Consider the following 21,960-nt stretch of genomic DNA (forward strand, 5'->3'; position numbering starts at 1 on the left):
ATGCTCCGAATGTGGGCTTTGCCATCGCTGTACTTGCTGTCGATGATTGCCATAGCGTTTTGGCCAGTCCCCGTCGATTCTTCGGCTGGGCCGGCTCTAGCATGGACGCTGAACTGGCTACATGCCCACGGCGTTCCCGCTTTTGTGGACTACGGGTTCGTGGAATTTTCGGCGAACATTCTCTTCTTCATTCCGCTGGGAATCTTTCTTGGAATGGGTCTTCGTCGATTCTGGATAGCATTCATTGCCGGGATTGTTGCCTCGACTCTAATTGAGCTCGGACAGCTACTCTTTCTTCCTAACCGGTTCGCGACGCTATCTGACGTCGTGGCCAACTCTTTGGGTGCTGCTCTCGGCACTGCAATTTGGCTTGCCGCCTCTAGAACTCGATTGAAGCAAAAGGCCCGAAAGACATCTGATTTCTGAGTCGAAAAACGCAGCCGTGGTCAATTAGTCGTGGCCCCTGGCGTTCGCTCAAAGATTGCGCTGCGCTCATCATCGGCTGTTTCTAGATACATGCGGGCAGCGAGCTGATCCCATAACTGAGCCAATTTTGGGTTGCCTGCGCCATGTTCGCAGAGCACCGACAGCCTTGGCAGGGCGCTTCGTCGAGGAAAACTTCGGACTGCCTGTGCACAGCAGGTCCGCATCAGCATGAGCAGAATCAAGCTCGCTTGGCCCCTGGAGCACCCCTCCTCCTTAAGGATGACGCGCCTCGTCCACAAACCTTGTTACGGTGGGTTTCACGAGTTTAGCTGCTAAATTGCTCATCTAAACCCATGTAAACGTGCAATTTTCTAAATTCCGAGAGTAATGATAGGAAGGCCGCACGATGTACTTAGGAATCGGATTCGCGTTCTCCCTCGCGATTGCTTTCGCTAGTCCCTATTTCTGGGTCTCATCTGAAAATCCGTCGCTCTTTTCTTCGCTTACAACTACAGCTGCCTTCGCCGTGCTCTGCGGAATCGGGCTCGTGATTGATCGTCGACGCAAGAAGAAGCATTCAAATTCCTGAAACGGCCCCGCAATGAAGCGAATAGGCACTATTGCCACGGCTTCCTACGTCACGCTCGCCCTCGCTTCAGGATCTTCAGATTGGGCTTTCACAGAGCCAGGTGAGCCGCACACGTCGAAAAAGGACGTGGCGCGAAGTTGTCCTATAGGTGGCACAGAATGGAATTCCCGTTGGAAAATCATCGGATGAGTCAAAGAAGCCAAAGCGATCTTCTGAAGGGCCTCGGACTTTTGGCCAGCCGCCCCATGGAGCCAGTTCAGGGCGTAAGCGGACCAGAAGCTACCGATCCGGTGAATCAGCTCTAGTACTCAATGGAGTTGTCGCGGCCTGTTTCTAGTCAAATATCCGAAACGGTAGGGTGAAGTATGGCAATTGAAAAGACTAGGTTCCCATCACTTGGCCAATCAATCAGCGGCCATCTCATGACAGGAGCCATGAAAGGCGTTCTGGCCTTCGTGCTCGCCTGGTTATGCACTCTGGTTTTCAACTTAGATGCCGCACTCGGGCAATTGGCGGTTGCCCTCTTCTGTTCCTACTTCATCGCGGAAGTCATGAGCGCTGTCATTGAGCGACCGATAGTCTTACAGCGAAACCGGACACAGCCAGGAGGGCTTGCATTCGTCTTCCTGCCATTCTCAGCCGCCTTGCTAATTACCTTTGTTGTAGGCTTCGGAACCACCAAAGACACAACAGCCGCAATATTACTCGTTGCAATTGTTGCAGTTATTAATGCGGCAGAAGTAATTCTCACAAGAAGTTGGATTCCTGGTCCGTCTGCAGAACAAGAGCAGAGGATTTTTGATGAGTTTAAGAACATGACCAAAGATCACTTTTCTGACGACCTAGATCGAATTAAACCGCAAGCTCGCGAGAACACGAAGAAGAAATATTTTGAAAAGAAAGAACGGGGTGAAAACAGAAAATAGGTAGTAAACTCGCTCAATTCGTAGCGCACCCATGTCTTCTCCAACATTCTCGCCCAATGCATGCGTGATTTGTTTCCGCCATGAGTCTGGCCATCAACCACGTAATAGGTTGTCGCCGGGATCCCGGGACCCGTGTTGGCTTCTGAAAAGGTCTTGGCTCAAGACCGTCGAGGTTTCCTCATGACGTGTGTCCCGTCATCGGGTGCCAGGCAAACCTGTGATCAAAAGATTAAATTATCGGTGCGGGATCGTCACGGACACCCAATACGACATCTGGCTTGGACTTGACGTCGGGATCACAAGCCATCACAGTTCGGATCTATGCCAGCTGGCAAGTCGGACATCGAGCACGAACTCCCGCAGGATGAAGCCGACCTGCAGCACATGACACGATCGCGCAGCACGATCATGTTCGTGCTTTGTTCATTGCTGATCAGTCGAAACACCATCGGTGCTTTCCGCTCGTTGTAGCCCGGGATGGTCCCGCCGGTATCGCCTGCCTGCCAGTGCTAGAGCTACTCAGGCCCGCTGACCTGCATCCGTGGATTCCATAGAGGTCTCGGACAAGTGGATGAAGTGCCCATGTAGCCGGTCTGGAGCCGTTACTTTTGCCTACCGAATCCCAGCTGATTCAGCAGCAACAATGGCATCTCAAAATTCTTGAAACGAAAAATCCCGCCCCGAACAACGCTTGAGCGCCATTCCGGACGGGAAATTTTCAGATGGGTTTAGCGCGAACGGTAGTTCGGAGCCTCAACGGTCATCATGATGTCGTGCGGGTGCGATTCCTTCAGTCCGGCCGCGGTGATGCGGACAAACTTGCCGCGCGCCTTCAGCTCAGGAACGGTGCGACCGCCAACGTAGAACATGGTCTGGCGCAGGCCGCCAACCAGCTGGTGGGTCACTGCAGAGAGCGGGCCGCGGTAAGGAACCTGGCCTTCGATGCCCTCCGGGATCAGCTTCTCGTTGGTAGGCGCGTCAGCCTGGAAGTAGCGGTCCTTGGAGTACGAGGTGTTCTTTCCACGAGTCTCCATGGCACCCAGCGAACCCATGCCGCGGTAGGCCTTGAACTGCTTGCCGCCCATGAAGACCAGGTCGCCTGGGGACTCTGCAGTACCAGCCAGCAGGGAGCCGAGCATCACCGAGTCGGCGCCGGCAACCAGTGCCTTGCCGATGTCGCCCGAGTGCTGCAGGCCGCCGTCAGCGATCACTGGCACGCCAGCTGGGATCGCGGCCTTGGCTGCTTCGTAGATGGCGGTGACCTGTGGAACGCCCACACCGGCAACGATGCGGGTGGTGCAGATGGAGCCTGGGCCCACGCCGACCTTGATGGCGTCGGCGCCGGCGTCGATGATGGCCTTGGCGCCCTCGTAGGTAGCAGCCTGTCCGCCGATCACGTCAACGTGGGCAGCAGCAGGATCCTTCTTCAGTCGGGCGATCATTTCCAGCACGCCCTGGGAGTGCCCGTTGGCGGTGTCAACGACCAGTGCGTCGACGCCAGCGTCGATCAAGGTCATGGCGCGCTCGTAGCCTTCGCCGAAGAAGCCCACAGCGGCAGCCACGCGCAGGCGGCCTTCCTCGTCCTTGGTGGCCAGCGGGTACTGCTCGGCCTTGTCGAAGTCCTTGACGGTGATCAGGCCGGTCAGCTTGCCCTCGTCGTCGATCAGCGGGAGCTTCTCGATGCGGTTCTTGGACAACAGCTCGATAACCTTCTCGGGGGCCACGCCGTCCTGTGCGGTGATCAGCGGCATGCCGGTCATGACTTCGTAGACCTTGGTGGTCATGTACTGCTCGCGAGCCACAAAGCGGGTATCGCGGTTGGTGATGATGCCCAGCAGCTTGCGATCCTCGTCCACTACCGGCAGGCCGGAGACGCGGTACTGTGCGCACAGCTCATCCCATTCGGCCAAGGTGGCGCCTGGGTGCACGGTGACCGGGTCGGTGATCATGCCCGACTCGCTGCGCTTGACCTGGTCGACCTGCTTGGCCTGGTCCTCGATCGAAAGGTTGCGGTGGATCACGCCAATGCCGCCCTGGCGTGCCAGTGCGATCGCCATGGGAGCTTCGGTGACGGTGTCCATGGCCGCCGAGCTGATGGGCACCTGGATATTGATGCGCTTGGTGAAGCGGGTGGTGGTATCAGCTTCCGAAGGGATCACATCCGTCGGGCCAGGCAACAGCAATACGTCGTCGTAGGTGAGTCCTTCAAATGCAAAGGGGTTGAACTCAGTCACGTAGGAACCTTTCGGGGCGAGAACGGAGGTTGGTTAAATGGTAGAGCCCTTTTGGCGCTGCAGTTATTCCCTTGCGGGGCACTGTGTCCAAGCTCATGCCCCACCAGGTCTCCGACAGGACTTATTGCCAGCCGGTAGCCTTCTTGAAGGCTTCGGCAAACTGGCGCTTGGCACTGAGCACAAACGTCTTGGACAGGTGCGAATCATCCAAGTACGTCGATACATTGCCGATCACAGCTTTGCAGACCCCCTCGGGGCAGAGCAAGCCTGTCATGTCCAATGACACCACTTGCTGGCCGTAGTCGTGCTGGGCCAGGAATTCCTGGACCGGGTTGATCTGCGCCAATGCTTCGTGGGCGGAGCCGTCGCAGGCTTCAAGATGACTTGGATTCGAATCCACGCATTCGGGAATGGAGTAGGTGTAGCGCGGGGTATCGCGCATCGCGATCACCTGGCTGCCGGCGTCCAGGAAAGGCTGGATGGCTTCGGCATAGTGATCCACGATGGTTTCCTGCTCCCCAGGGCTGCGCAGGTACTCATCCGGGGCGGCTACGGTTTTGCTGGCGGTGGTGAGCACCATCTTCGGAGCTAGATCAGCGACGTACTCTTCAGCGGCGTCCTGGAAGTTGGCGCATTCGGCTTCATCGCGGTCGGCGTCGGAGCCGTAGCGGCATCCCGGGTGGAAGACCAGGATCCAGCTTCCGCCGGATTCCTCCATGGCGGCAGCCGCGGCCGCGGACCAGTGCTGCATATGCGAGTCGCCAAGCATGACCAGATCCGGGGAACCATCGAAGTTGCCGCCCTGCTCGCAGAACATGATCCGCTCATCATCGGGGTTGTTGGACCCTGCACAGGGGTTGCCCGGGGTCTGCCATTCGTCGGCCAGCTCGGTAGCCAGCGGCAGGGTCAGGGCCGCCGGTGCCGGGTCCCAGTCCTCGGGGGCCGTCGCCCCGGGGTTATCGGTGGCGGTTTGTGACGCGGCCAGCGCCCGGCGGTGCTCTACGTTGTTTTCCCATGCGGTGACCGACAGGCTGGCGATGCCCAACCCGATGGCCACGACTGCGATTTGGCTGATGGCCTTGAGCCCGGTGCTGGGCATCCAGTGCGGGAATGCGAGGTTGTTCTGCCAGGCGATGACCGGCTTTTCGACGAACCTTGTGGTGCACCATGAGGCGGCGATGGACGCGGCGATCAGCAGGGTTCCAGCCGGGAACGATGCCTTCTGATTGCCGGAGACCTCAAGGTAGAAGACCAGCATCGGCCAATGCCACAGATACATCCCGTAGGACAGATCCCCGAGCTTCATCAGGGGCTTCAGCGACAGGACACCCGACGGATTGGCCCAAGCACGTGTTGCCGGAGCCGCAATGATCAGCGCGGCGGCCATGGTGGGAATCAGTGCCATGAAGCCAGGGAATTGGCCTTGGACATCCAGCACGGCACCGCTGGCCACGATGGTGATCATTCCGGCCCAGCCTGCGATGCGGCGGATCTTCTCCGGGAGAGTTGAAAGCCATGGCAGGGCCAAAGCCAGCAGGGATCCCAGGGCGAATTCCCACAGCCGGGCACCGGTGTTGAAATAGGCAACCTGCTGGTTATTGGCGGTGATGTTGATGGAGAAGGCCAGCGAGCCAATGAAGATGGCGCTGAAGAACGCTCCTGCCACCCACGCGAAGTTGAAGCGGGAGAAGAACAGCTTCCAGACCAAAGCGCTGACCGCCAGGACCACCGGCCAGAGAATGAAGATCTGGCCCTGCACCGACAGCGACCAGAAATGCTGCAGTGGCGAGGCCGAGGAAGTATTGAAGGCGTAGTAGTCGACCTGGTGGTTGGCCAGATACCAATTCTGTTGATAGAACAGCGAGGCCCTGGACTGGTCGATGAGTTCCAGCCATCGAGTGCTGGGCAAAATGATCCAGGCGGCAACCACCACGCTGACAATGACTACCGCAGCTTGCGGGATGAGCCGGGAGAAGCGGTGGAGCCAGCCGGTGATCAATGGCGGGCGTTCACCGTGGGATATCCTGCGTGCGGTGGATGAGGTGAGGAAAAACGCGGAGAGCATCAGGAAGATGTCCACTCCACCGGAAACCTTGGAGAACCAGATGTGATAACACATCACCAGCAGCACTGCGAGGGCGCGCAGGCCCTGCAAGTCGACCCGGAAACCGGCACTTTTGGTACTGTTCCGGGGCTGATCGAGGGTGTGAGTCACAGGCTAGGCTTCCGTCGGGAACTCGGGCACGTCATCGGCAGCATGGATCTTGACACGTCAGACAACCATCCATATTATCAATCGACGCTGTGGGCCACCTGCAGAAGTGCGCTCCCCTGGTCCCCCTCAAGGCATTAAATGCAAAGACTGTAGGGCGATGACGTGCGCGGGATTAATGGCTTGTCGTGGCGAACCGGTTCAAACTTTTTCGGCGCGTTGATACTCATCACGTGCCAATGGCCGCGAATTCACCTATCGCCCACCTGCCAGCGGATTTGGGATAAACAAAAAGCCGCCGCCGGTCCACGAGTAAACGTGGTCCGGCGGCGGCTTCAAGGCCGTCACAGCTGACTAGTGGCTGTGCGCTTCTTCCGCAACCTCGGAAGCCTTTTCGGCAACCAGGGTTTCGGTGGTCAGCACCAGGGCTGCGATCGATGCCGCGTTGCGCAGCGCCGAACGGGTGACCTTGACCGGGTCGATGACACCTGCATTCAGCAGGTTCTCGTAGACGCCGGACTTGGCGTTGAAGCCCTCGTTGGCTGGGGACTCTGCCACCTTGGATACAACTACTGCACCGTCGAAGCCGGCGTTGGTAGCGATCCAGAACAGCGGCTGCACCAGTGCGCGGCGCACAATGGCCACACCTGCGGCGACGTCGCCTTCCAGGCCGGTGACGCGAGCGTCGGAATCCAGCGAGGTCAGTGCGTCGACCAGTGCGGTACCGCCACCGGCAACGATGCCCTCTTCCAAAGCGGCACGGGTGGAGGACACTGCGTCCTCGATGCGGTGCTTGCGCTCCTTCAGCTCGACCTCGGTGGAAGCACCCACCTTGATCACGCCGATGCCGCCAGCCAGCTTGGCCAGGCGCTCGGAGAGCTTCTCGCGGTCCCACTCCGAATCGGTGCGGTTCAGCTCAGCCTTCAGCTGGGCTACGCGCTCAGCAACATCTTCCTCGGTTCCCGAGCCATCAACGATGGTGGTGGAATCCTTGGTGATGGTGACGCGGCGTGCCGAGCCAAGAACCTCGGTGCCTACCTGGTCCAGGGACAAGCCCAGTTCCGGGGAGACAACCTGGGCACCGGTGAGGATGGCCAGATCCTGCATCATGGCCTTGCGGCGGTCGCCGAAGCCTGGAGCCTTGACGGCAACCACGTTCAGCAGGCCACGCAGCTTGTTGACCACCAGGGTGGACAGGGCTTCGCCCTCAACATCCTCGGCAATGATCAGCAGTGGCTTCTTGGCTTCAAGAACCTTTTCCAGCAGTGGCAGGAATTCTGCCACGGTGGAGATCTTGGAAGGGTTGATCAGGATCAGGGCGTCTTCCAGGACAACTTCCTGGCGCTCCTGGTCGGTGATGAACTGAGGCGAGAGGTAGCCCTTGTCGAACTGCATGCCCTCGGTCACTACCAATTCGGTAGCGGTGGTGGAGGATTCCTCGATGGTGATGACACCGTCGGTGCCAACAGTCTTGAAAGCCTCGGCCAGCAGTTCGCCGATTTCATCCGACTGGGCGGAGATCGCGGCAACGTTGGCAACCTTGTCGGCCACGGCAACAGCGTTGGCTGCCAGCGCCTCGGAAACAACCTCGGTAGCCAGCTCGATGCCCTTGCGAACATCGCCTGGTGCTGCACCGGCGGCAACGTTCTTCAGGCCTTCCTTGACCAGGGCCTGGGCGAGAACGGTGGCGGTGGTGGTGCCGTCGCCTGCTACGTCATTGGTCTTGGTGGCTACTTCCTTGGCCAGCTGCGCGCCAAGGTTCTCGTATGGATCTTCAAGATCGATATCACGAGCAATCGTGACACCATCGTTGGTGATGGTCGGGGCGCCCCAGGTCTTGGCAAGCACCACGTTACGGCCTCGTGGGCCGAGGGTGACCTTCACCGTGTTTGCGAGCTTATCGATGCCCGCTTCGAGTGCGCGTCGCGCTTCCTCGTTGAATGCTAGCTGCTTAGCCATGCATTTTCTCCTGAAACTTTAGAGAGGTTGGCGTTACTTTACGACGACTGCCAGTACGTCGCGAGCCGAGAGCACCAGGTACTCTTCGTTGCCGACCTTGACCTCGGTTCCGCCGTACTTCGAGTACAGGACTACGTCGCCTTCAGCAACGTCTACAGGAACGCGGTTGCCCTTGTCGTCGATGCGGCCTGGGCCTACTGCAACAACGGTGCCTTCCTGTGGCTTTTCCTTGGCGGAGTCTGGGATAACAAGGCCCGAAGCGGTGGTGGTTACGGCTTCGACCTGCTTGATGACAATGCGGTCTTCGAGCGGCTTGATGGAGACAGACATGGTCTCTCCTTTTCGTGTATGAACCAATGGTGGTAGGGGTGCGCCCTATGGCATTGGACCAACCGTCGTCGCGGTGCCAGTTGGTGGTATCCAGTCAGGCGGTGGTTCTGCAAGCACGATGCATGCAGAACTTCCACCACTGACTTTAGGACGAGATTTAGCACTCGGTCAAGGCGAGTGCTAATCAAGCCCCTTAGTTCGTCACACCGGTTCGCGCAGAGCGCACAGCGGCCGACTCTTCAATGTCCTCTGGAGCAGTGAGATCCATATCGGAGAGCTTGACCATCTTGGACTTGGTCATCATGCGATGCCCCAGCCACAGGCCCAGGAACAGCGGCAAGCCGATGTAGGAAGAAAGCACTTCCAGCCCGTGCCCGGCCAGGACTGCCTGGTAGTTTTGGCCGACAATCACTGCAATGAGCATCAAGAACGCCACGATGGGACCCAGCGGGAAGAATGGTGCACGGTAAGGCAGGTCCTTGACGCTGTACCCCTGGGCCAGATAGCCGCGGCGGAAGCGATAGTGCGAGACCGCAATACCCACCCAGACAATGAAACCGCACAGGCCAGAAACATTCAGCAGCCAGGTATAGGCAGCACCCTGGCCCACCAATGCGGTCAGGAAGCCGAAGAGGCCCACGGCGGCAGTTGCCAGCAAGGCCATAACCGGCACACCCCGGGAATTGGTCTTCCCGAAGACCTTTGGCGCTTTGCCATCATGGGCCATCGAGTAGAGCATGCGGGTTGACGCGTAGAGGCCCGAATTGCCTGCAGAGAGGATAGCGGTGAGGATGACAGCGTTCATAGCAGCTGCCGCGAAGGCAATGCCGGCGCGCTCGAAGACCAGGGTAAATGGCGAGGAAGCAACGTCAGCTTCGCCGCTGGCCAGCAGGCTCGGATCAGCGAATGGGATCAGGCATCCGATGATGAAGATGGCGCCAATGTAGAACAGCATGATGCGCCAGAAGACCCGGCGGATGGCCTTGGGCACTTCGCGCCGCGGATCCTTGGCTTCACCGGCGGCCACACCCACCAGTTCCGTGCCCTGGAAAGAGAACCCGGCAATCATGAAGACCGAGATAATCGAAAGCCAGCCGCCATGGAAAACGTCTTTGCCTTCCTTCCAGTTGGCCAATGGATCAACCTGTGATCCAAGAACGCCAAAGATCATCAGAACGCCGGCAGCCAGGAAGGCGATCACAGTAACTACCTTGATCAACGCCAGCCAGAATTCGCCTTCGCCAAAGGCCTTGGCCGATAGCGCGTTCAGTGCAGTCAATGCTGCCAGGAAGAGCCCAGCCCAGACCCATCCGGGGACATCGGGCAACCAGAAGCTCATGACGATGCCTGCCGCTACGAGCTCGGCCGCAACGGTGATGGCCCAGTTGAACCAGTAGTTCCAGCCAATGGCGAAGCCGAAGGACGGCGAGACGAAGCGGGTGGCGAAGGTCTGGAATGAACCAGCCACGGGGATCTTGGCGGTCATCTCCCCCAGCGACTGCATCAGCAGATAGACCATCAGGCCCACTGCCGCATAGGCCACCAAGGCGCCGCCCGGCCCGGACTGCGCGATGGTTCCGCCCGAGGCGACGAACAAGCCGGTACCGATAGACCCGCCGATGGCAATCATCTGCAGGTGGCGGCTGCTCATGCCTCGCTTGAGTTGATTCTGGGCCAGCGGCGCAGGGTCGCTCATGCCCTTGGCGCCTAGGGGCGATTGATTGCTCGACGCCATCGTCGTTCGCTGCATAGATTTCTTCACAGGTGCCATGGAACACCAAAGCGAGCGCGAATGCGACCTGAGTCACTTCAGTTTTTCCGCGTGCATTTCAGCTTTGCCAAGCAAGGCCAGCGATGCACCTGTCGATCAAGCCAAACTGAACGGCAGACTGTAAATCAGCCAAAGCGCTACCTGCCAGAAGCTCTTGGAGGTTTCCACAAAGGATTACGCTTGCTAAACAAATGACGTTCCATGAAATAGCATCACTTACCCAAGGGAAAAGCCCGCTTCATAATCCCCGTACCCGGATCGACGCTCGGAACGAGCGGATGCGTCATCTTGAACCGCCCTGCCTGAACTTCGAGACGATCAAAAGAATCCGAATATGACGCCGTTATGTCACATAGCTCACAACAGCCAATCGGCCGCAATGGGTCCCGCGAACGAAGAGGCAAAGCATCAACGCTAGGCTTGAACTATGGCCCAGGCTTCTAACGACTCAACGCTCAACGAACAATTCGCCGCTCTGCTTTCCGCGGACGGATGGCAATTGCTCTCCACCATTGATCCATCCATGGTTGCTTCCAAGGATGCCGCGTGGACATTGAACGAAAAACTGCGCAAAGAAGGCCACGACCCCCAGGTGGTCCGCGCCGTCATTGCGCAATCAGAGCTTCGCTTCAAAGCACGAGTGAAATTCGGGCCCTTCGCTGATTCCCTGATCTTTACGCCAGCAGGCCTGGAACAGGCAACACGCTTGACCATTGCAGGCTTGCACGCGCAGCGCTTCACCAAGGCCGGGGCCACTCACGTGGCAGACCTCGGTTGCGGAATTGGCACGGACTCCATCGCGCTGGCCAGCGCCGGATTGCAGGTGACCGCGGTGGAGAAGGATGAAACTACGGCTGCAGCCACCACCTTGAACCTGATGCCCTTTGAGAATGCCACTGTGATTCACGGCGGTGCCGAAGAAACCGACCTCGCCGGAATCGACGGTGTCTGGCTGGATCCAGCACGGCGCACCGATATTGCTGGCAGCACCCGCCGGCTCTTTGATCCAGAAGCCTTCTCCCCTCCCCTGTCATTTGTTGAGAAGCTCGTGGACTCTGGGCTCGACGTCGGTGTCAAGCTGGGCCCGGGCCTGCCGCATGAAGCCATTCCTGCCAATGCGGAGTCCGTGTGGATTTCAGACCACGGCTCGGTCATCGAAGCCTGCCTGTGGTTCGGCAAGCTCAAGCGCGAGAATGTTGCGCGCGCCGCGCTGGTGATCGACAAGGATGGTGCGCATGAGCTCACCAGCGACATTGCTGCCAAGGAGGATCCGGTGGCCGACGTGGGCGAGCTGGCAGCGCACATCTACGAACCCGACGGTGCAGTCATCCGCTCGCACCTGATCTCCAAGCTCTTGGAAAGCACCGGCGGACATCTGCTCGATGAGCATATTGCGTACTTCACCCACGAGGAACAAATCGCGACGCCTTTCGCGCGGGGCTACAACGTGCTGGCAGTCCACGACTACAACGTGAAGAAGCTTCGCAACTGGGTCAAGGCCAATGGAATTGGCACCTTGGACATCAAGAAGCGTGGTGTTGACGCAACTCCAGAGGAACTTCGCAAGATCCTCCTGGCCGGCGCACCCAAGGGCGCAAAGAACCGGGCAACATTGATGCTGGCACGCATTGGAGAGAAACGTGTGGCGTTCGAGGTCTCGCCTCACTAATCTAGGGTGATGCACCTCCCATCGGCTGGGTATCCCGCCCGATGAGTTGCACTACATAGAATAGGTATGGAGGAACATCGATTTTCGGTGAATTTCCAGTCCTGTTTCTCGGCTCCGGAGCAATCCGTCCGAGACGTCATCACTAGGAGCGCCGTGCAAAAAATCGAGTTCGCCCAATCTGCCCAATCCACCATCGGTGTTGAATGGGAAATCGCCTTGGTCAATCGCGAAGATGCGGACTTGTGCTCGGTAGCCGAAAAAGTGCTTGATCAGCTTAAGGAAGATGCAGGACTGGGCCACGAGGATGAGCATCCAACGGTCAAGCCTGAACTCCTGATGAATACCGTTGAGGTAGTCACCGGAGTGCACAACACCGTTGCCGGTGCCACCGAAGAATTGCGCACCAACGTGCGCATGCTCAATGACGTTGCCGGTGATCATGGAGTGGACCTCTACTCCGCTGGATCCCACCCTTTTGCGGCGCCGACCTTGCAGCCGGTTACCGACAAGGACCGCTACGCCAAGCTCATCGACCGGACCCAGTGGTGGGGGCGCCAGATGGTGATCTATGGCGTACACGTTCACGTTGGCTTGGACAGCCGCGACAAGGCTCTGCCCATCACCGATGGCCTGATCAACTACCAGCCGCACTTCCAGGCGCTCAGCGCTTCCAGCCCGTACTGGGGTGGGGAAGATACTGGTTACGCTTCGCAGCGTTCACTGATGTTCCAGCAGCTGCCCGCGGCCGGCATCCCCTTCCACTTCAATTCATGGTCTGAATACGAATCCCACATCGCAGACATGCTGCACACCGGCGTGATTGACGACGTCTCGGAAATCCGCTGGGACGTTCGCCCTGTGCCACGTTTTGGAACCGTTGAAATGCGCATCTGTGATGGCTTGAGTTCGCTGGAAGACATCGCCGCGATTACCGCGTTGACCCAGTGCCTGGTCCATGACATGTCGATGTCGATTGAAGCCGGCTACAAGATCCCGATCATGCCAGCGTGGTTCCGCGTGGAGAACAAGTGGCGCGCGGCCCGTTATGGCTTGGACGCCATCATCATCTTGAACGCCCAGGGCGATGAAATGCTCGTGACCGATCACCTGCGCGCCGAGGTCAAGCGCCTAGCTCCGGTTGCTGAACAGCTGGGCTGCTCCAAGGAGCTGCAGGGCATCATCAGCCTGATTGAATCCGGCGCCGAGTACCAGCGCCAGCGCAAAGTCTTCGCTTCGTCTGGCGGGGACTTCCATGCCGTCGTGCGCGATAACGTGGCGCGGATGAAGGCCGTCTAAAACTAGCCACAATTCTTCAACGACAAGGGCGGCTGGATTTTTCCAGCCGCCCTTTGCCTATTCAATTCCTGACACGGATTTACGCACAAGAGGTTCGCAGTTCGCCAAGACGGTGGCGGACTCAAGTGGCCTGCTGCTGACGCCTACAGCAATCACTAGCAAACTTGCGATTGACGAACATTCATCGCCATCAGCCATTGAAAATTCCGTTCGCAGGACACCCAGACCCATCCGGTGGTTGCACCTTCCTGTACCAGCTGATGCGCCGCACCCCTGCCCTTTAATCCAATTCGTGGTTATACTGAGTCGCGATGACCGTTCACGAATACTGGAAGGCACAATCATGATGAAGAAAGCACTTGCCCGCTTGGCTGTCTCAACGGCCGCCATAGCGCTCGCTGTGGGAGGGCTAACCGCCGTAGCGCTGCCCGCCCAAGCAGGCTATACCTACCTCTATCCCACCGACTACTCGACTTTTGACGCGTGCAATACCAAACGCCTCACCATGAATTCTTCATGGACCCGTTCTAGCCAGTGCTTCATCTATTACGACACCGACCGCTACGGCAACCGCGTTGGACCCAACGTATGGAAGTTCTACGTCACTGTACGGTAGGCGCTTGAGCTTGTTCTGAGGGACAAGCAACGCACCAGCACCAGCACCAGCCCAGGCCAGAAGCAAACAATTGCCGCGCGAGCTTCTGCATTGGCTGGCATTCGGGACTGGAAACGCAGTCGCGTATTTTCTGCGGTTCGTTGCAAGCGAAGTCGAAGTAAGTCGCTAGCGTTCCTTCCTGGTTGAGCATTGCCTATACGCACAAAGCCCACGGGCGGTTCCCGATCAATGATCGGGAACCGCCCGTGGGCTTTGCTTCTGCTATGTCAACGCCTAGTCGCGGAAGCGCTCTTCCACTTGTTCAGAGAAACGCAAGAGGAGCGATGCGAGTTCCGAGACATCTCGCGGATCCCACGCTGCGAAGATGTTCCAGTACTCGGAACGCGTGGACCGCTTGATCTCCTTGAATCGATCGAGCGCGAACTCGGTGGGGCTGACCAAATACACCCGTGCATCATGCTCCGAACGCTCCAGCTGAATCAGGCCCCATTGCTTCAGGTCCTTGAGCTGCCGTGAGACCACCGACTTGTCCATGTGGCAGCCAGCAACCAAATCGGAAACCGTCAGGTCCTCTCCGGGACGGCGCAGTGCGCACAGCAGCACTGCCCGCAACACCGAGAACCCGGCGCCACGCAGTTCAGGATGGAACTTCCTGGCGTTGTGAGCCATGCGCTCCTTGATTGCGGGAGCCAGCCTGGCGAATGCTGCTTCGATGTCATCTAGCGCCGCACCGTTGGCGTCGTTCACGACTGCTCACTCCGATTCGGCTCTGTCGCACCGCCTGATGGTTCCTCGACTGCAGGTGATGGCGCGACAGGCTCGTCAGCAGCTTTTGGTTCGGTGTTGCCGGCCCCAGCAGCGTGGCGCCCCTGCATCCTGCTGACAGCACGACGCTCGGCTCGGGCCTGCAGCTGCAGTTCACGCTGAACGCGCTCGGTGTCATCCACGCGCTCCCCCAGAACATTCAATCGCTGGTCATAGGATTTCAACGCCTGGACGACGTCGCCGACCTGCTCTTCTATCTGGGCATGGGCGGCACGGGCCTTTTCCAGCGTGGTTTGGAGCTCTTCCACCATGAATTCAACGCGAGCGGACTCGTGATGGGCGTCAATCTCCGCTGCCTCCAGCGGCTGGGAGATGGTCGGCTCGGTGCCTGGCTGGCGAACATCAGTGTTGGCACCAGTGCCCTGCTGGGCATTGCGGGTGCGCATGACCTGCTCGGCAAGATCGCGCTCATCCATCCGGCGAGCCTGGCGCACCTGGCGACGGGCCTCGCTCAGTTCATCCTCGGAAGGAAGAGCGATGGCCCCGGTGGCAACGAGCTCCTCGTAGCCACGGCCTCCGCGTTCAGCAGGCTCCAGTGCGGAAAGTTCTCCGCCCAGCTCCTCTTCGATTTGCTCCGAAGCGGACTTCTTGGACAGCGGCTTGTTCGGGAGGAAGATGGCACAGATCAAGGTGACGATCGCCAGTGGGACTACCAGCAAGAACAGGAAGGCGATGGACTGGCCGTAGGAGCTTTCCACGACGGCGCGCACTGGTTCGCACAGGTCATTCACCGCGGGCACGGTGCCGCTGCCCAATGACTTGAGGCTGTCGGCGCAATCAGGATTATCAACCAGGAGCTGCGGAACACCGGCTGCCTTGTTGATCTCCTCGACGGCCTTGGCCAGGCCGTCCTTCATCTTGTCAGCCACCTGGGTGCCCAAGACGGAACCCAGAACGGAGACGCCAATGGTGCCGCCAAGGCTGCGGAAGAAGGCGATGGCACCGGAACCGGCACCAATCATGCGTGGCGGCAGGGAGTTCTGCGTGACCAGCACCAGGTTCTGCATCAGTACGCCGGAGCCCAAACCGAGCAGGAACATGCCCAGGTCAACGAACCACAGCGGGGTGTCGTAGTCGATTCGCGACATCAGGTACAGGCCAACGCTGAGCACCACGCCGCCACCGACAACATACTTCTTCCAGCGGCCGGTGCGCGAGATCAGCTGGCCGACGATAATGGCACCGAACATGGAGCCAAGAACCATTGGCAGGGTCTGCAGGCCTGCGTGTGTGGGCGTGAATCCTCGGGCGAGCTGCAGGTACTGGCTCAGGAAGACCGAGGTGCCGAACATGGTGACGCCCACGGCGACCGATGCGATGGATGCCAACGCAAAAGTGCGCTGGGCAAAAAGGCGGATCGGGATGATGGGTTCCTTGACATGCAGTTCCCAGAGCACGGTGGCAATGATCAGCACGCCGGCAGCAGCGGCCATGGTGATGCTCTGCGAGGAGTCCCAGGCAAATCCGCCGGAGTCCGGGGTCTTGCCGCCGAGGCTGATCCAGATCAGCAGCAGGCTGATGCCCGCAATGATCAGTGCCGAGCCGAGGAAGTCGATCTTCGTGGTTCCCTTTACGTGCTTTATGCGCAAGGTGGCCTGGATCAGGATCAATGCGCCAACAGCGAAAGGAACGCAGACGAAGAAGCACCATTCCCAGCCCCAATTATCGGCAATAACGCCGCCGAGCAGCGGGCCGCCAATCTGCCCAACAGCCATCACGGCACCCATGATGCCCATGTACTTGCCACGCTCGCGAGGCGAAATGATGTCTGCGATCACCACCTGGACCAGGGCCATCAGTCCACCGGTGCCAACCGACTGGACCAGGCGCCAGCCAATCAGCCATGACATCGCGCCCTCATGGGTATCGCCGCCGATCTGGCTGGAGAAGCCAGCCGCTACGGTACCGGCTACGAAGATGACCAAGGCAATTTGCAGCATCACCTTGCGGTTGAAGATATCGGAGAGCTTGCCCCAGATCGGGGTGGTGACGGTCATGGAAAGGAAAGCCGCAACCAGCACCCAGGTGTACTGGGTATTCGTGCCGTGGAGGTCGGCAACGATCAATGGCATTGGCGTGGCGATCACCGTCGATGACACCAATACGGTGAACATCGCGGCCATCAGGCCTGAGATGGAAAGCATTACCTGCGCCGGCTTCATGGCGGCTGCAGGTTTTGCCTCGGTTTCTAAAGGCGGTGCAGAAGTTGACATTACTCAACCATCTAAAAAAGGTTGAGTATTGTCAACTTCTTATTTTGAGCTAAGTGGCGATCGAAAATTGCATTGCCAGGCTATTTATTACGCTGATTTCCGGGAGTCGCACCCCGCTGCCAACCTGCCCGCCAGGCGGTGCGGGAAAGCAAAATGTCGCCAAGCTCACAAGACATTTTCCTGATTAAACCCGCAAAGGAAAGCGGCCGCTGGGAAATTACCCAGACAGCACCGGAACAGCAGTGGCCGCCTTGGCAGCTATGGCATCCAGCTCATGCAGTAGTCAAGATTCTCGATCACTGTTCTGGCCGCAGCATCAGGGTCTCCGGCTTCGATGGCGTCAACGAGCGTTTCATGCCCCTCGCGCAGGCAGCCATCAAACCCATCAGCGAGCCGTTGGACCATCTTGGCACCATGGAAAACATCGCCGAATCCTTCATAGATCTCATGCATCAGCGGGACCCCAGAGGCACGCGCCACTTCCAGATGGAACTGCCAATCGGCCTGCGACCATGCTTGAAAGTCCCGCGCCGTCCACGCGTCATCGCGTTGCGCCAAGAGCGCGCGCAAAAGCTGGACAACATGCGCATCGGCCGCATGGGCGGCGAGCCTCGCCGATTGGGTGTCGAGAGCAAAACGAACCTGCAGCACGTCACGGTCCGAATGCTCGCGGTAGATCCGCTGCGCGGTGCCGCTGATCTCATTGGTGGCCCGAACGTAGGTCCCGTCACCCCGGCGGACTTCGAACATGCCGGTGCGCGCCAAGGCCTTGATGGCTTCGCGCAGGGTGCCGCGCGAAATGCCGAACTCCGCCATCAGCTCGGGCTCGGAAGGAATGCGCTCGCCAACCGGCCAGCGCCCCCGGGCGACCGCGTCTTGCAGCTTGGCGGCTACTTCATCGGCCAGGGGCCGTCGCATCTGCGTGGCACTCATGCCTGTCCCTTCTCGGATGCCGCATCCACCTCAACGAGGTGCCGTGAATCATGATCCTGGCGAAGACCCCCGAGCTTGTAGCAAAACAGCAGCTGCACCACGGCGCAGGCCAGGATGATCACCAAACCGGTCGTCCATGACCCCAGGGCGCCTTGCATAATGCCCAGGGCAAAGGGGCCGATAGCGGCAATCAGGTAGCCAACGGATTGCGCCACGGTGGACAGGGCCGTGGTTTCTTCTGCACTGCCCCCGCTGCGGCTGAGCATGAGCATGACCAGCGGGAACACCCCGAATCCAAGGCCGATCAGAAGCGAGGTCAACAGCGACAATTCCACCGGCAAGAACAGCAAGGCAGTGAAGCCCAGGACCGAGCAACTGGCAGTCAATACGAAAGCGGCGCGTTGCAACCCCGGCTTCGAAGCCATCCAGAGCACCGCCAGGACGGCAAGAATGCTGACGCCCTGAACGATTCCCAGCATCAAGCCCGCTGCGACCGGTTCCAGCCCCCTGGATATCAGAATGTGGGGCAACCAGCTGACCACCGTGTAGACCAGCAAGGACTGGATGCCGAACACTGTGGTGAAGAGCAGGCCCTTGCGCGTAGCCAGCAAGGCCCAGGGAGAGACGTGGGCACCCGGTGAGACGGTGGCCCGCTTGCTCGAGAATGCCAGCGGTATGAAGACCAGCAGTGCCATGAAGGCCGGAATTGCCCACAGGGCCAAAGCTGTTGTCGGCGAACCTGCCTTGGCGGCCAGCGGGACGCTGATCGATGAGGCCAGGGTTGCTCCAATGGACATGGTGGTCGTGTAGGCCGCCGTCATCGTAGCCGCGCGGTTCCCATGATATTGGCGGATGAACGAGGGCATGGCGACATTGCAAACAGCCAGCCCGCACATGCCTACTACCGTTCCGCCCAGTAGGGCCCACGTTGAATCAGCAACGCGCAGCGCCAATCCGGCCGTAAGCAACAACAGGGAAAGGGCTATTCCAAGCTCAAGGCCCGTCCGCCGAAGCAACGTGCTGGTCGCTGCTCCAGCCACCGCAAAGCACAACACCGGAATGGTTGGCAACAGGGAGGCGACGAAGGTCCCGTACCCCATCAGCTCTTGAAGGTCATGGAACAACGGCGGTGCCGACGCGATTCCCATGCGCAGGTTCAGGCCGACAAGGATGACGGCCACAACCGCTAGGAGATTCGCCCTCCATGCAGGCTTTAGGGCTTCTTGAACTGGTGGCTGGCTCGATGGTCCAGTTGAATTGACGCTCACTCCTAAACATTAGACGTTTGACGTTTGAGAACGCGATTTATGTGGCCCGTCTTACATCGCACTGGCCCATGGCCCATCGGTGGAAGACGGCATTGAACAAGAATCGCAGGCCCGTGGCCGTGGACGGCAAAGCGCTCTGCCCAGGACACAAAACATCGCCAACCACAGGACCACCCCGCTTCAGTAGGTAGGATTCGAACATGCCTGAAGCCGTTTACCGAATCGCGCGCGTTCGCCCCAAAGACAGTGGACCATCAGCAATCGCCGAACAATTTTTTGTCCGCAATGACGCTGCTGATTTCGATTCTGCGGAAGGCCGCATGTGGAAAGTCGTCGCTTCACCATTCGCTGGCTCGCGATCGAATCAGAATAGCCCTGCACGGCCAGGCTGGCACATCGATGACCTGGTAGCCGAAGAGCAGTTTGATCTCCTATCCCCCTGCAACCCAACGAACATCTTCGGGATGGCGCACAACACCGGGGCACCAGGCCGCGCCTTGCCGCCGCAAGCCTTCCACAAGGCAGCCAGCTCGGTCGTGGGTCCTATGGACGCCATAAAGCTGGACGATAGCGGTGCACGCGTTGATCCGGAAGCAGAGTTGGCAATCGTCATTGGTCGGCCCACCAAGAACCTCACGCTGGAAAATGCCCGTGAAGCTGTTCTCGGTGTAACCATCGGCAATGACGTGACGGACCGTGACGCCCAAAAGGCTGATGAGCTGTGGATCAGCGCCAAGAGCCCTGATACCTTCACTCCGGTGGGCCCGTGGATTGTTGCCGGCTTAGATGACAGCGATCTGGAAGTCGGCATCGTGCACAATGGCGAGGCTCTTGCGACCTCGACCACTCAGAATCTCGGGTGGGGCGTTGAAGAGATCCTGGTTTACCTCAGCGGATTCATGACCCTGCAACCGGGCGATCTCATCTTGACCGGTTTCCCTGCCAAGTCCCGGCCAATTGCCGCGGGCGATGACGTCATTTGCAAGATCCAGGGCATCGGGGAGCTGAAGAATCCAGTAGTTCAGGCCAGCTAATGCACTTCGAAGGAGTCGAAACGGGCAGGTGCCCAGGAAATTCATTTCCTGGGCACCTGCCCGTTTTTCTATGCGAAGCTCAGGTTGCGCACCGTGAGATTCTTGTACGTTGCCTTGCCTCCGGAGACGAAAAGCTTTATCCCGGAATCTGATGCCAGGGGGAACACTCGATGCGAATGAACTATCCGTCCGTCGCCAAAGAACACTTCGACGCTGGAGCGGTCAACCAGGATCCGCACCTTGATTTTCCCTCCGGGTACTTCCAGCGGGCTCTTGGTTTCGCTCTTGTCCCCCGGGTGGAAGCTTGGCTTGCGGTTCACGTAGGCGAACCCGCCGGCCAGGTAAAGCCCGGTGGCCACGTGGCGGGTGCCGGTCTGTGCCCTGCATATCTCGAATCCGATGTTCTCAGGTGGATCCGCGGGGTCCCAGTTCAAGTCGCATTCCAGCTCATAGGCGCTGCTGGAGAAGGTCAAGACCTGCTCGCTGGAAACTGTTGGGCTGCCCAGGCTGGTGCTCGGGCCAGCCAGCTGCGCCAGTTCAGCCACCGGAACCGAAGCGAAGTAGTAGCCTTCGGAGCCGGCAATCAAGCGGATTTCGCGCACAATCATGTCGTCACCGTTATAGCCATCGGTGGCCATGCTCGGAGCATTGTGCGGGTAATCCCAGAAGTTGTTCCAGCCGATGGCACGGCGCAGCTCGGGGTTGACGCTGCCATCGGCACGGTGATCCGGATAGGTGACCGCTCCGTAGAAGTCGAATCCCCAGTCCAGCCACTGCGGGTCATCGTCCTTGGCAGTGAAGGCCCTGCCATCAAATTCGCCCAGCCAATAGGCATAGGTAGCCGGCAAATCACGTGGTTTGCCGTTGGCGCTCGTGCCTAGCACCCAGTGTTGTGTTCCATCCGAGGCCCGAATCTGGAATAGGTCCGGGCATTCGAGAATGCCCAAGTTGGTCCGCACAAATTCGCTGGTACGCTTCCACCGCTTCAGGTTCGGCGAAACGTAAATTCCAAGACGATCACCCTCTGCGTTCAGCATGACCCAGCGGGAGGTTTGCTCATGCCAGATGACCTTCGGATCGCGGAATGCTTCTTGGCCAGGGTTAGCCAGAACCGGTTTGGTACCGCCTGGCTTGAACGAGCGTCCCTTGTCCGTGGAGTACCAGAGGAACTGTGCTTGTTCGTTCCCAGGCGCCTGGGTTACCAGTGCTATGAGGGCGTTCTTCCCGTAGCCAGCGGTGTTGTTTTCATCAATGACAATTGACCCTGACCAGCAGTCGCCATTTGGACTGTCATGCTTGCTGATGGCGACGCCATGGTCAGTGAAATTCACGTGATCAGTGGTGGTCGTCAGGCGCCAGCTCGTACCCGCGCCGCCAAGGATGTAATCCTCGTTGTACAGGTAGTAATACAGGTATTCACCGTCCAGGTAGATGGGACGTTGCGGGTCATTTTTCCAATTGTCCGGAACGCTGAAGTGGTAGCTGGGACGGTAGCTCATCGCGCTGGACACATTATTCCCTGTTTCTGTTCGCGGGGTCGCCGGTGCAGCGTGAGTTGTTCCCGCGCCAAGACCGGTCAGGCCCAAGGCGGTCGCGGAGGCCAGAGTGGTCACGATGCTTCGACGAGACGGACCAGCATTGGCCACGCTGTTCGTATTC

Annotated in this window: 17 protein-coding genes; 7 read left to right on the forward strand and 10 right to left on the reverse strand. The window is 59.0% G+C overall.

All coding sequences use genetic code 11. The features are described from left to right. The first annotated feature begins 9 nt into the window (after positions 1-9). From AC6CHO_RS01900 to AC6CHO_RS01910, 3 genes are all read left to right on the forward strand, one after another. Positions 10-426, forward strand: a complete 417-nt coding sequence (locus AC6CHO_RS01900; RefSeq protein WP_498213783.1) for a VanZ family protein — start codon at positions 10-12, stop codon at positions 424-426. A gap of 954 nt (positions 427-1,380) precedes the next feature. Continuing rightward, complete coding sequence (locus AC6CHO_RS01905; protein ID WP_498213388.1) at positions 1,381-1,941, forward strand: hypothetical protein; 561 nt, start codon at positions 1,381-1,383, stop codon at positions 1,939-1,941. 321 nt (positions 1,942-2,262) lie between these two features. After that, positions 2,263-2,412 (forward strand): hypothetical protein, encoded by a 150-nt coding sequence (locus tag AC6CHO_RS01910; RefSeq protein ID WP_498213389.1) that lies wholly within the window; start codon positions 2,263-2,265, stop codon positions 2,410-2,412. A 257-nt stretch (positions 2,413-2,669) separates the two neighbouring features. On the opposite strand, the gene guaB is transcribed toward AC6CHO_RS01910, so the two are convergent. The 5 genes from guaB to AC6CHO_RS01935 all read right to left on the reverse strand — a co-directional run bounded on the left by guaB (position 2,670) and on the right by AC6CHO_RS01935 (position 10,372). Then, positions 2,670-4,175, reverse strand: coding sequence for an IMP dehydrogenase (gene guaB, locus AC6CHO_RS01915; RefSeq protein ID WP_060702166.1), 1,506 nt, complete (start codon positions 4,173-4,175; stop codon positions 2,670-2,672). Between the two features lie 121 nt (positions 4,176-4,296). Next, complete coding sequence (locus AC6CHO_RS01920) at positions 4,297-6,390, reverse strand: acyltransferase family protein (RefSeq protein WP_498213391.1); 2,094 nt, start codon at positions 6,388-6,390, stop codon at positions 4,297-4,299. A gap of 351 nt (positions 6,391-6,741) precedes the next feature. Continuing rightward, positions 6,742-8,346, reverse strand: coding sequence for a chaperonin GroEL (gene groL, locus AC6CHO_RS01925; protein WP_498213392.1), 1,605 nt, complete (start codon positions 8,344-8,346; stop codon positions 6,742-6,744). Positions 8,347-8,379: 33 nt separating this feature from the next. Continuing rightward, a complete protein-coding gene (gene groES, locus AC6CHO_RS01930; protein ID WP_022874060.1) occupies positions 8,380-8,676 on the reverse strand; it encodes a co-chaperone GroES in 297 nt (98 codons plus the stop codon). 193 nt (positions 8,677-8,869) lie between these two features. Further along, on the reverse strand, positions 8,870-10,372 hold the full coding sequence (locus AC6CHO_RS01935) for an amino acid permease (RefSeq protein WP_498213393.1): 1,503 nt from the start codon (positions 10,370-10,372) through the stop codon (positions 8,870-8,872). 502 nt (positions 10,373-10,874) lie between these two features. Between AC6CHO_RS01935 and AC6CHO_RS01940 the strand changes: the two genes are divergently transcribed. The 3 genes from AC6CHO_RS01940 to AC6CHO_RS01950 all read left to right on the forward strand — a co-directional run bounded on the left by AC6CHO_RS01940 (position 10,875) and on the right by AC6CHO_RS01950 (position 14,028). Next, positions 10,875-12,116 carry a THUMP-like domain-containing protein gene (locus AC6CHO_RS01940; protein ID WP_498213394.1) on the forward strand — a complete coding sequence of 414 codons (1,242 nt, stop codon included), beginning with the start codon at positions 10,875-10,877 and terminating at the stop codon, positions 12,114-12,116. 153 nt (positions 12,117-12,269) lie between these two features. Further along, entirely contained in the window at positions 12,270-13,412 is a 1,143-nt protein-coding gene (locus AC6CHO_RS01945) for a glutamate--cysteine ligase (RefSeq protein ID WP_444662788.1), read from the forward strand. A 343-nt stretch (positions 13,413-13,755) separates the two neighbouring features. Beyond that, the gene (locus AC6CHO_RS01950; protein WP_498213395.1) at positions 13,756-14,028 is read left to right on the forward strand and encodes a hypothetical protein; all 273 of its coding nucleotides are present in this window, start codon (positions 13,756-13,758) and stop codon (positions 14,026-14,028) included. A 273-nt stretch (positions 14,029-14,301) separates the two neighbouring features. Here the strand turns inward: AC6CHO_RS01950 and AC6CHO_RS01955 are convergent, their stop codons facing one another. From AC6CHO_RS01955 to AC6CHO_RS01970, 4 genes are all read right to left on the reverse strand, one after another. Next, positions 14,302-14,775: a MarR family winged helix-turn-helix transcriptional regulator gene (locus AC6CHO_RS01955; RefSeq protein WP_444662784.1), complete on the reverse strand. Its 474-nt coding sequence runs from the start codon at positions 14,773-14,775 to the stop codon at positions 14,302-14,304. After that, positions 14,772-17,066: an MDR family MFS transporter gene (locus tag AC6CHO_RS01960; protein ID WP_498213397.1), complete on the reverse strand. Its 2,295-nt coding sequence runs from the start codon at positions 17,064-17,066 to the stop codon at positions 14,772-14,774. The genes AC6CHO_RS01955 and AC6CHO_RS01960 overlap by 4 nt, the downstream gene beginning before the upstream one ends. Before the next feature lie 258 nt (positions 17,067-17,324). Further along, a complete protein-coding gene (locus AC6CHO_RS01965; RefSeq protein ID WP_498213398.1) occupies positions 17,325-17,999 on the reverse strand; it encodes a FadR/GntR family transcriptional regulator in 675 nt (224 codons plus the stop codon). Further along, positions 17,996-19,267, reverse strand: a complete 1,272-nt coding sequence (locus tag AC6CHO_RS01970) for an MFS transporter (RefSeq protein ID WP_498213399.1) — start codon at positions 19,265-19,267, stop codon at positions 17,996-17,998. Before AC6CHO_RS01970 ends, AC6CHO_RS01965 begins: the two co-directional genes overlap by 4 nt. A 200-nt stretch (positions 19,268-19,467) precedes the next feature. Here AC6CHO_RS01970 and AC6CHO_RS01975 point away from each other — a divergent pair, with 200 nt between their 5' ends. Beyond that, positions 19,468-20,301: a fumarylacetoacetate hydrolase family protein gene (locus tag AC6CHO_RS01975; protein ID WP_498213400.1), complete on the forward strand. Its 834-nt coding sequence runs from the start codon at positions 19,468-19,470 to the stop codon at positions 20,299-20,301. A 68-nt stretch (positions 20,302-20,369) separates the two neighbouring features. On the opposite strand, the gene AC6CHO_RS01980 is transcribed toward AC6CHO_RS01975, so the two are convergent. Further along, a complete protein-coding gene (locus tag AC6CHO_RS01980; protein WP_498213401.1) occupies positions 20,370-21,914 on the reverse strand; it encodes a glycoside hydrolase family 32 protein in 1,545 nt (514 codons plus the stop codon). Positions 21,915-21,960 lie beyond the last annotated feature (46 nt).

This window comes from Glutamicibacter sp. GQ173 (assembly GCF_059759215.1).

Excerpts from the sequence above, each read along its gene's own strand:
- AC6CHO_RS01940 (WP_498213394.1), top strand. The coding sequence starts at position 10,875 with ATGGCCCAGGCTTCTAACGACTCAACGCTCAACGAACAATTCGCCGCT.
- AC6CHO_RS01935 (WP_498213393.1), bottom strand. The coding sequence starts at position 10,372 with ATGAGCGACCCTGCGCCGCTGGCCCAGAATCAACTCAAGCGAGGCATG.
- AC6CHO_RS01975 (WP_498213400.1), top strand. The coding sequence starts at position 19,468 with ATGCCTGAAGCCGTTTACCGAATCGCGCGCGTTCGCCCCAAAGACAGT.
- AC6CHO_RS01905 (WP_498213388.1), top strand. The coding sequence starts at position 1,381 with ATGGCAATTGAAAAGACTAGGTTCCCATCACTTGGCCAATCAATCAGC.
- AC6CHO_RS01900 (WP_498213783.1), top strand. The coding sequence starts at position 10 with ATGTGGGCTTTGCCATCGCTGTACTTGCTGTCGATGATTGCCATAGCG.
- groL (WP_498213392.1), bottom strand. The coding sequence starts at position 8,346 with ATGGCTAAGCAGCTAGCATTCAACGAGGAAGCGCGACGCGCACTCGAA.
- AC6CHO_RS01950 (WP_498213395.1), top strand. The coding sequence starts at position 13,756 with ATGATGAAGAAAGCACTTGCCCGCTTGGCTGTCTCAACGGCCGCCATA.
- AC6CHO_RS01910 (WP_498213389.1), top strand. The coding sequence starts at position 2,263 with ATGCCAGCTGGCAAGTCGGACATCGAGCACGAACTCCCGCAGGATGAA.
- AC6CHO_RS01965 (WP_498213398.1), bottom strand. The coding sequence starts at position 17,999 with ATGAGTGCCACGCAGATGCGACGGCCCCTGGCCGATGAAGTAGCCGCC.
- groES (WP_022874060.1), bottom strand. The coding sequence starts at position 8,676 with ATGTCTGTCTCCATCAAGCCGCTCGAAGACCGCATTGTCATCAAGCAG.
- AC6CHO_RS01960 (WP_498213397.1), bottom strand. The coding sequence starts at position 17,066 with ATGTCAACTTCTGCACCGCCTTTAGAAACCGAGGCAAAACCTGCAGCC.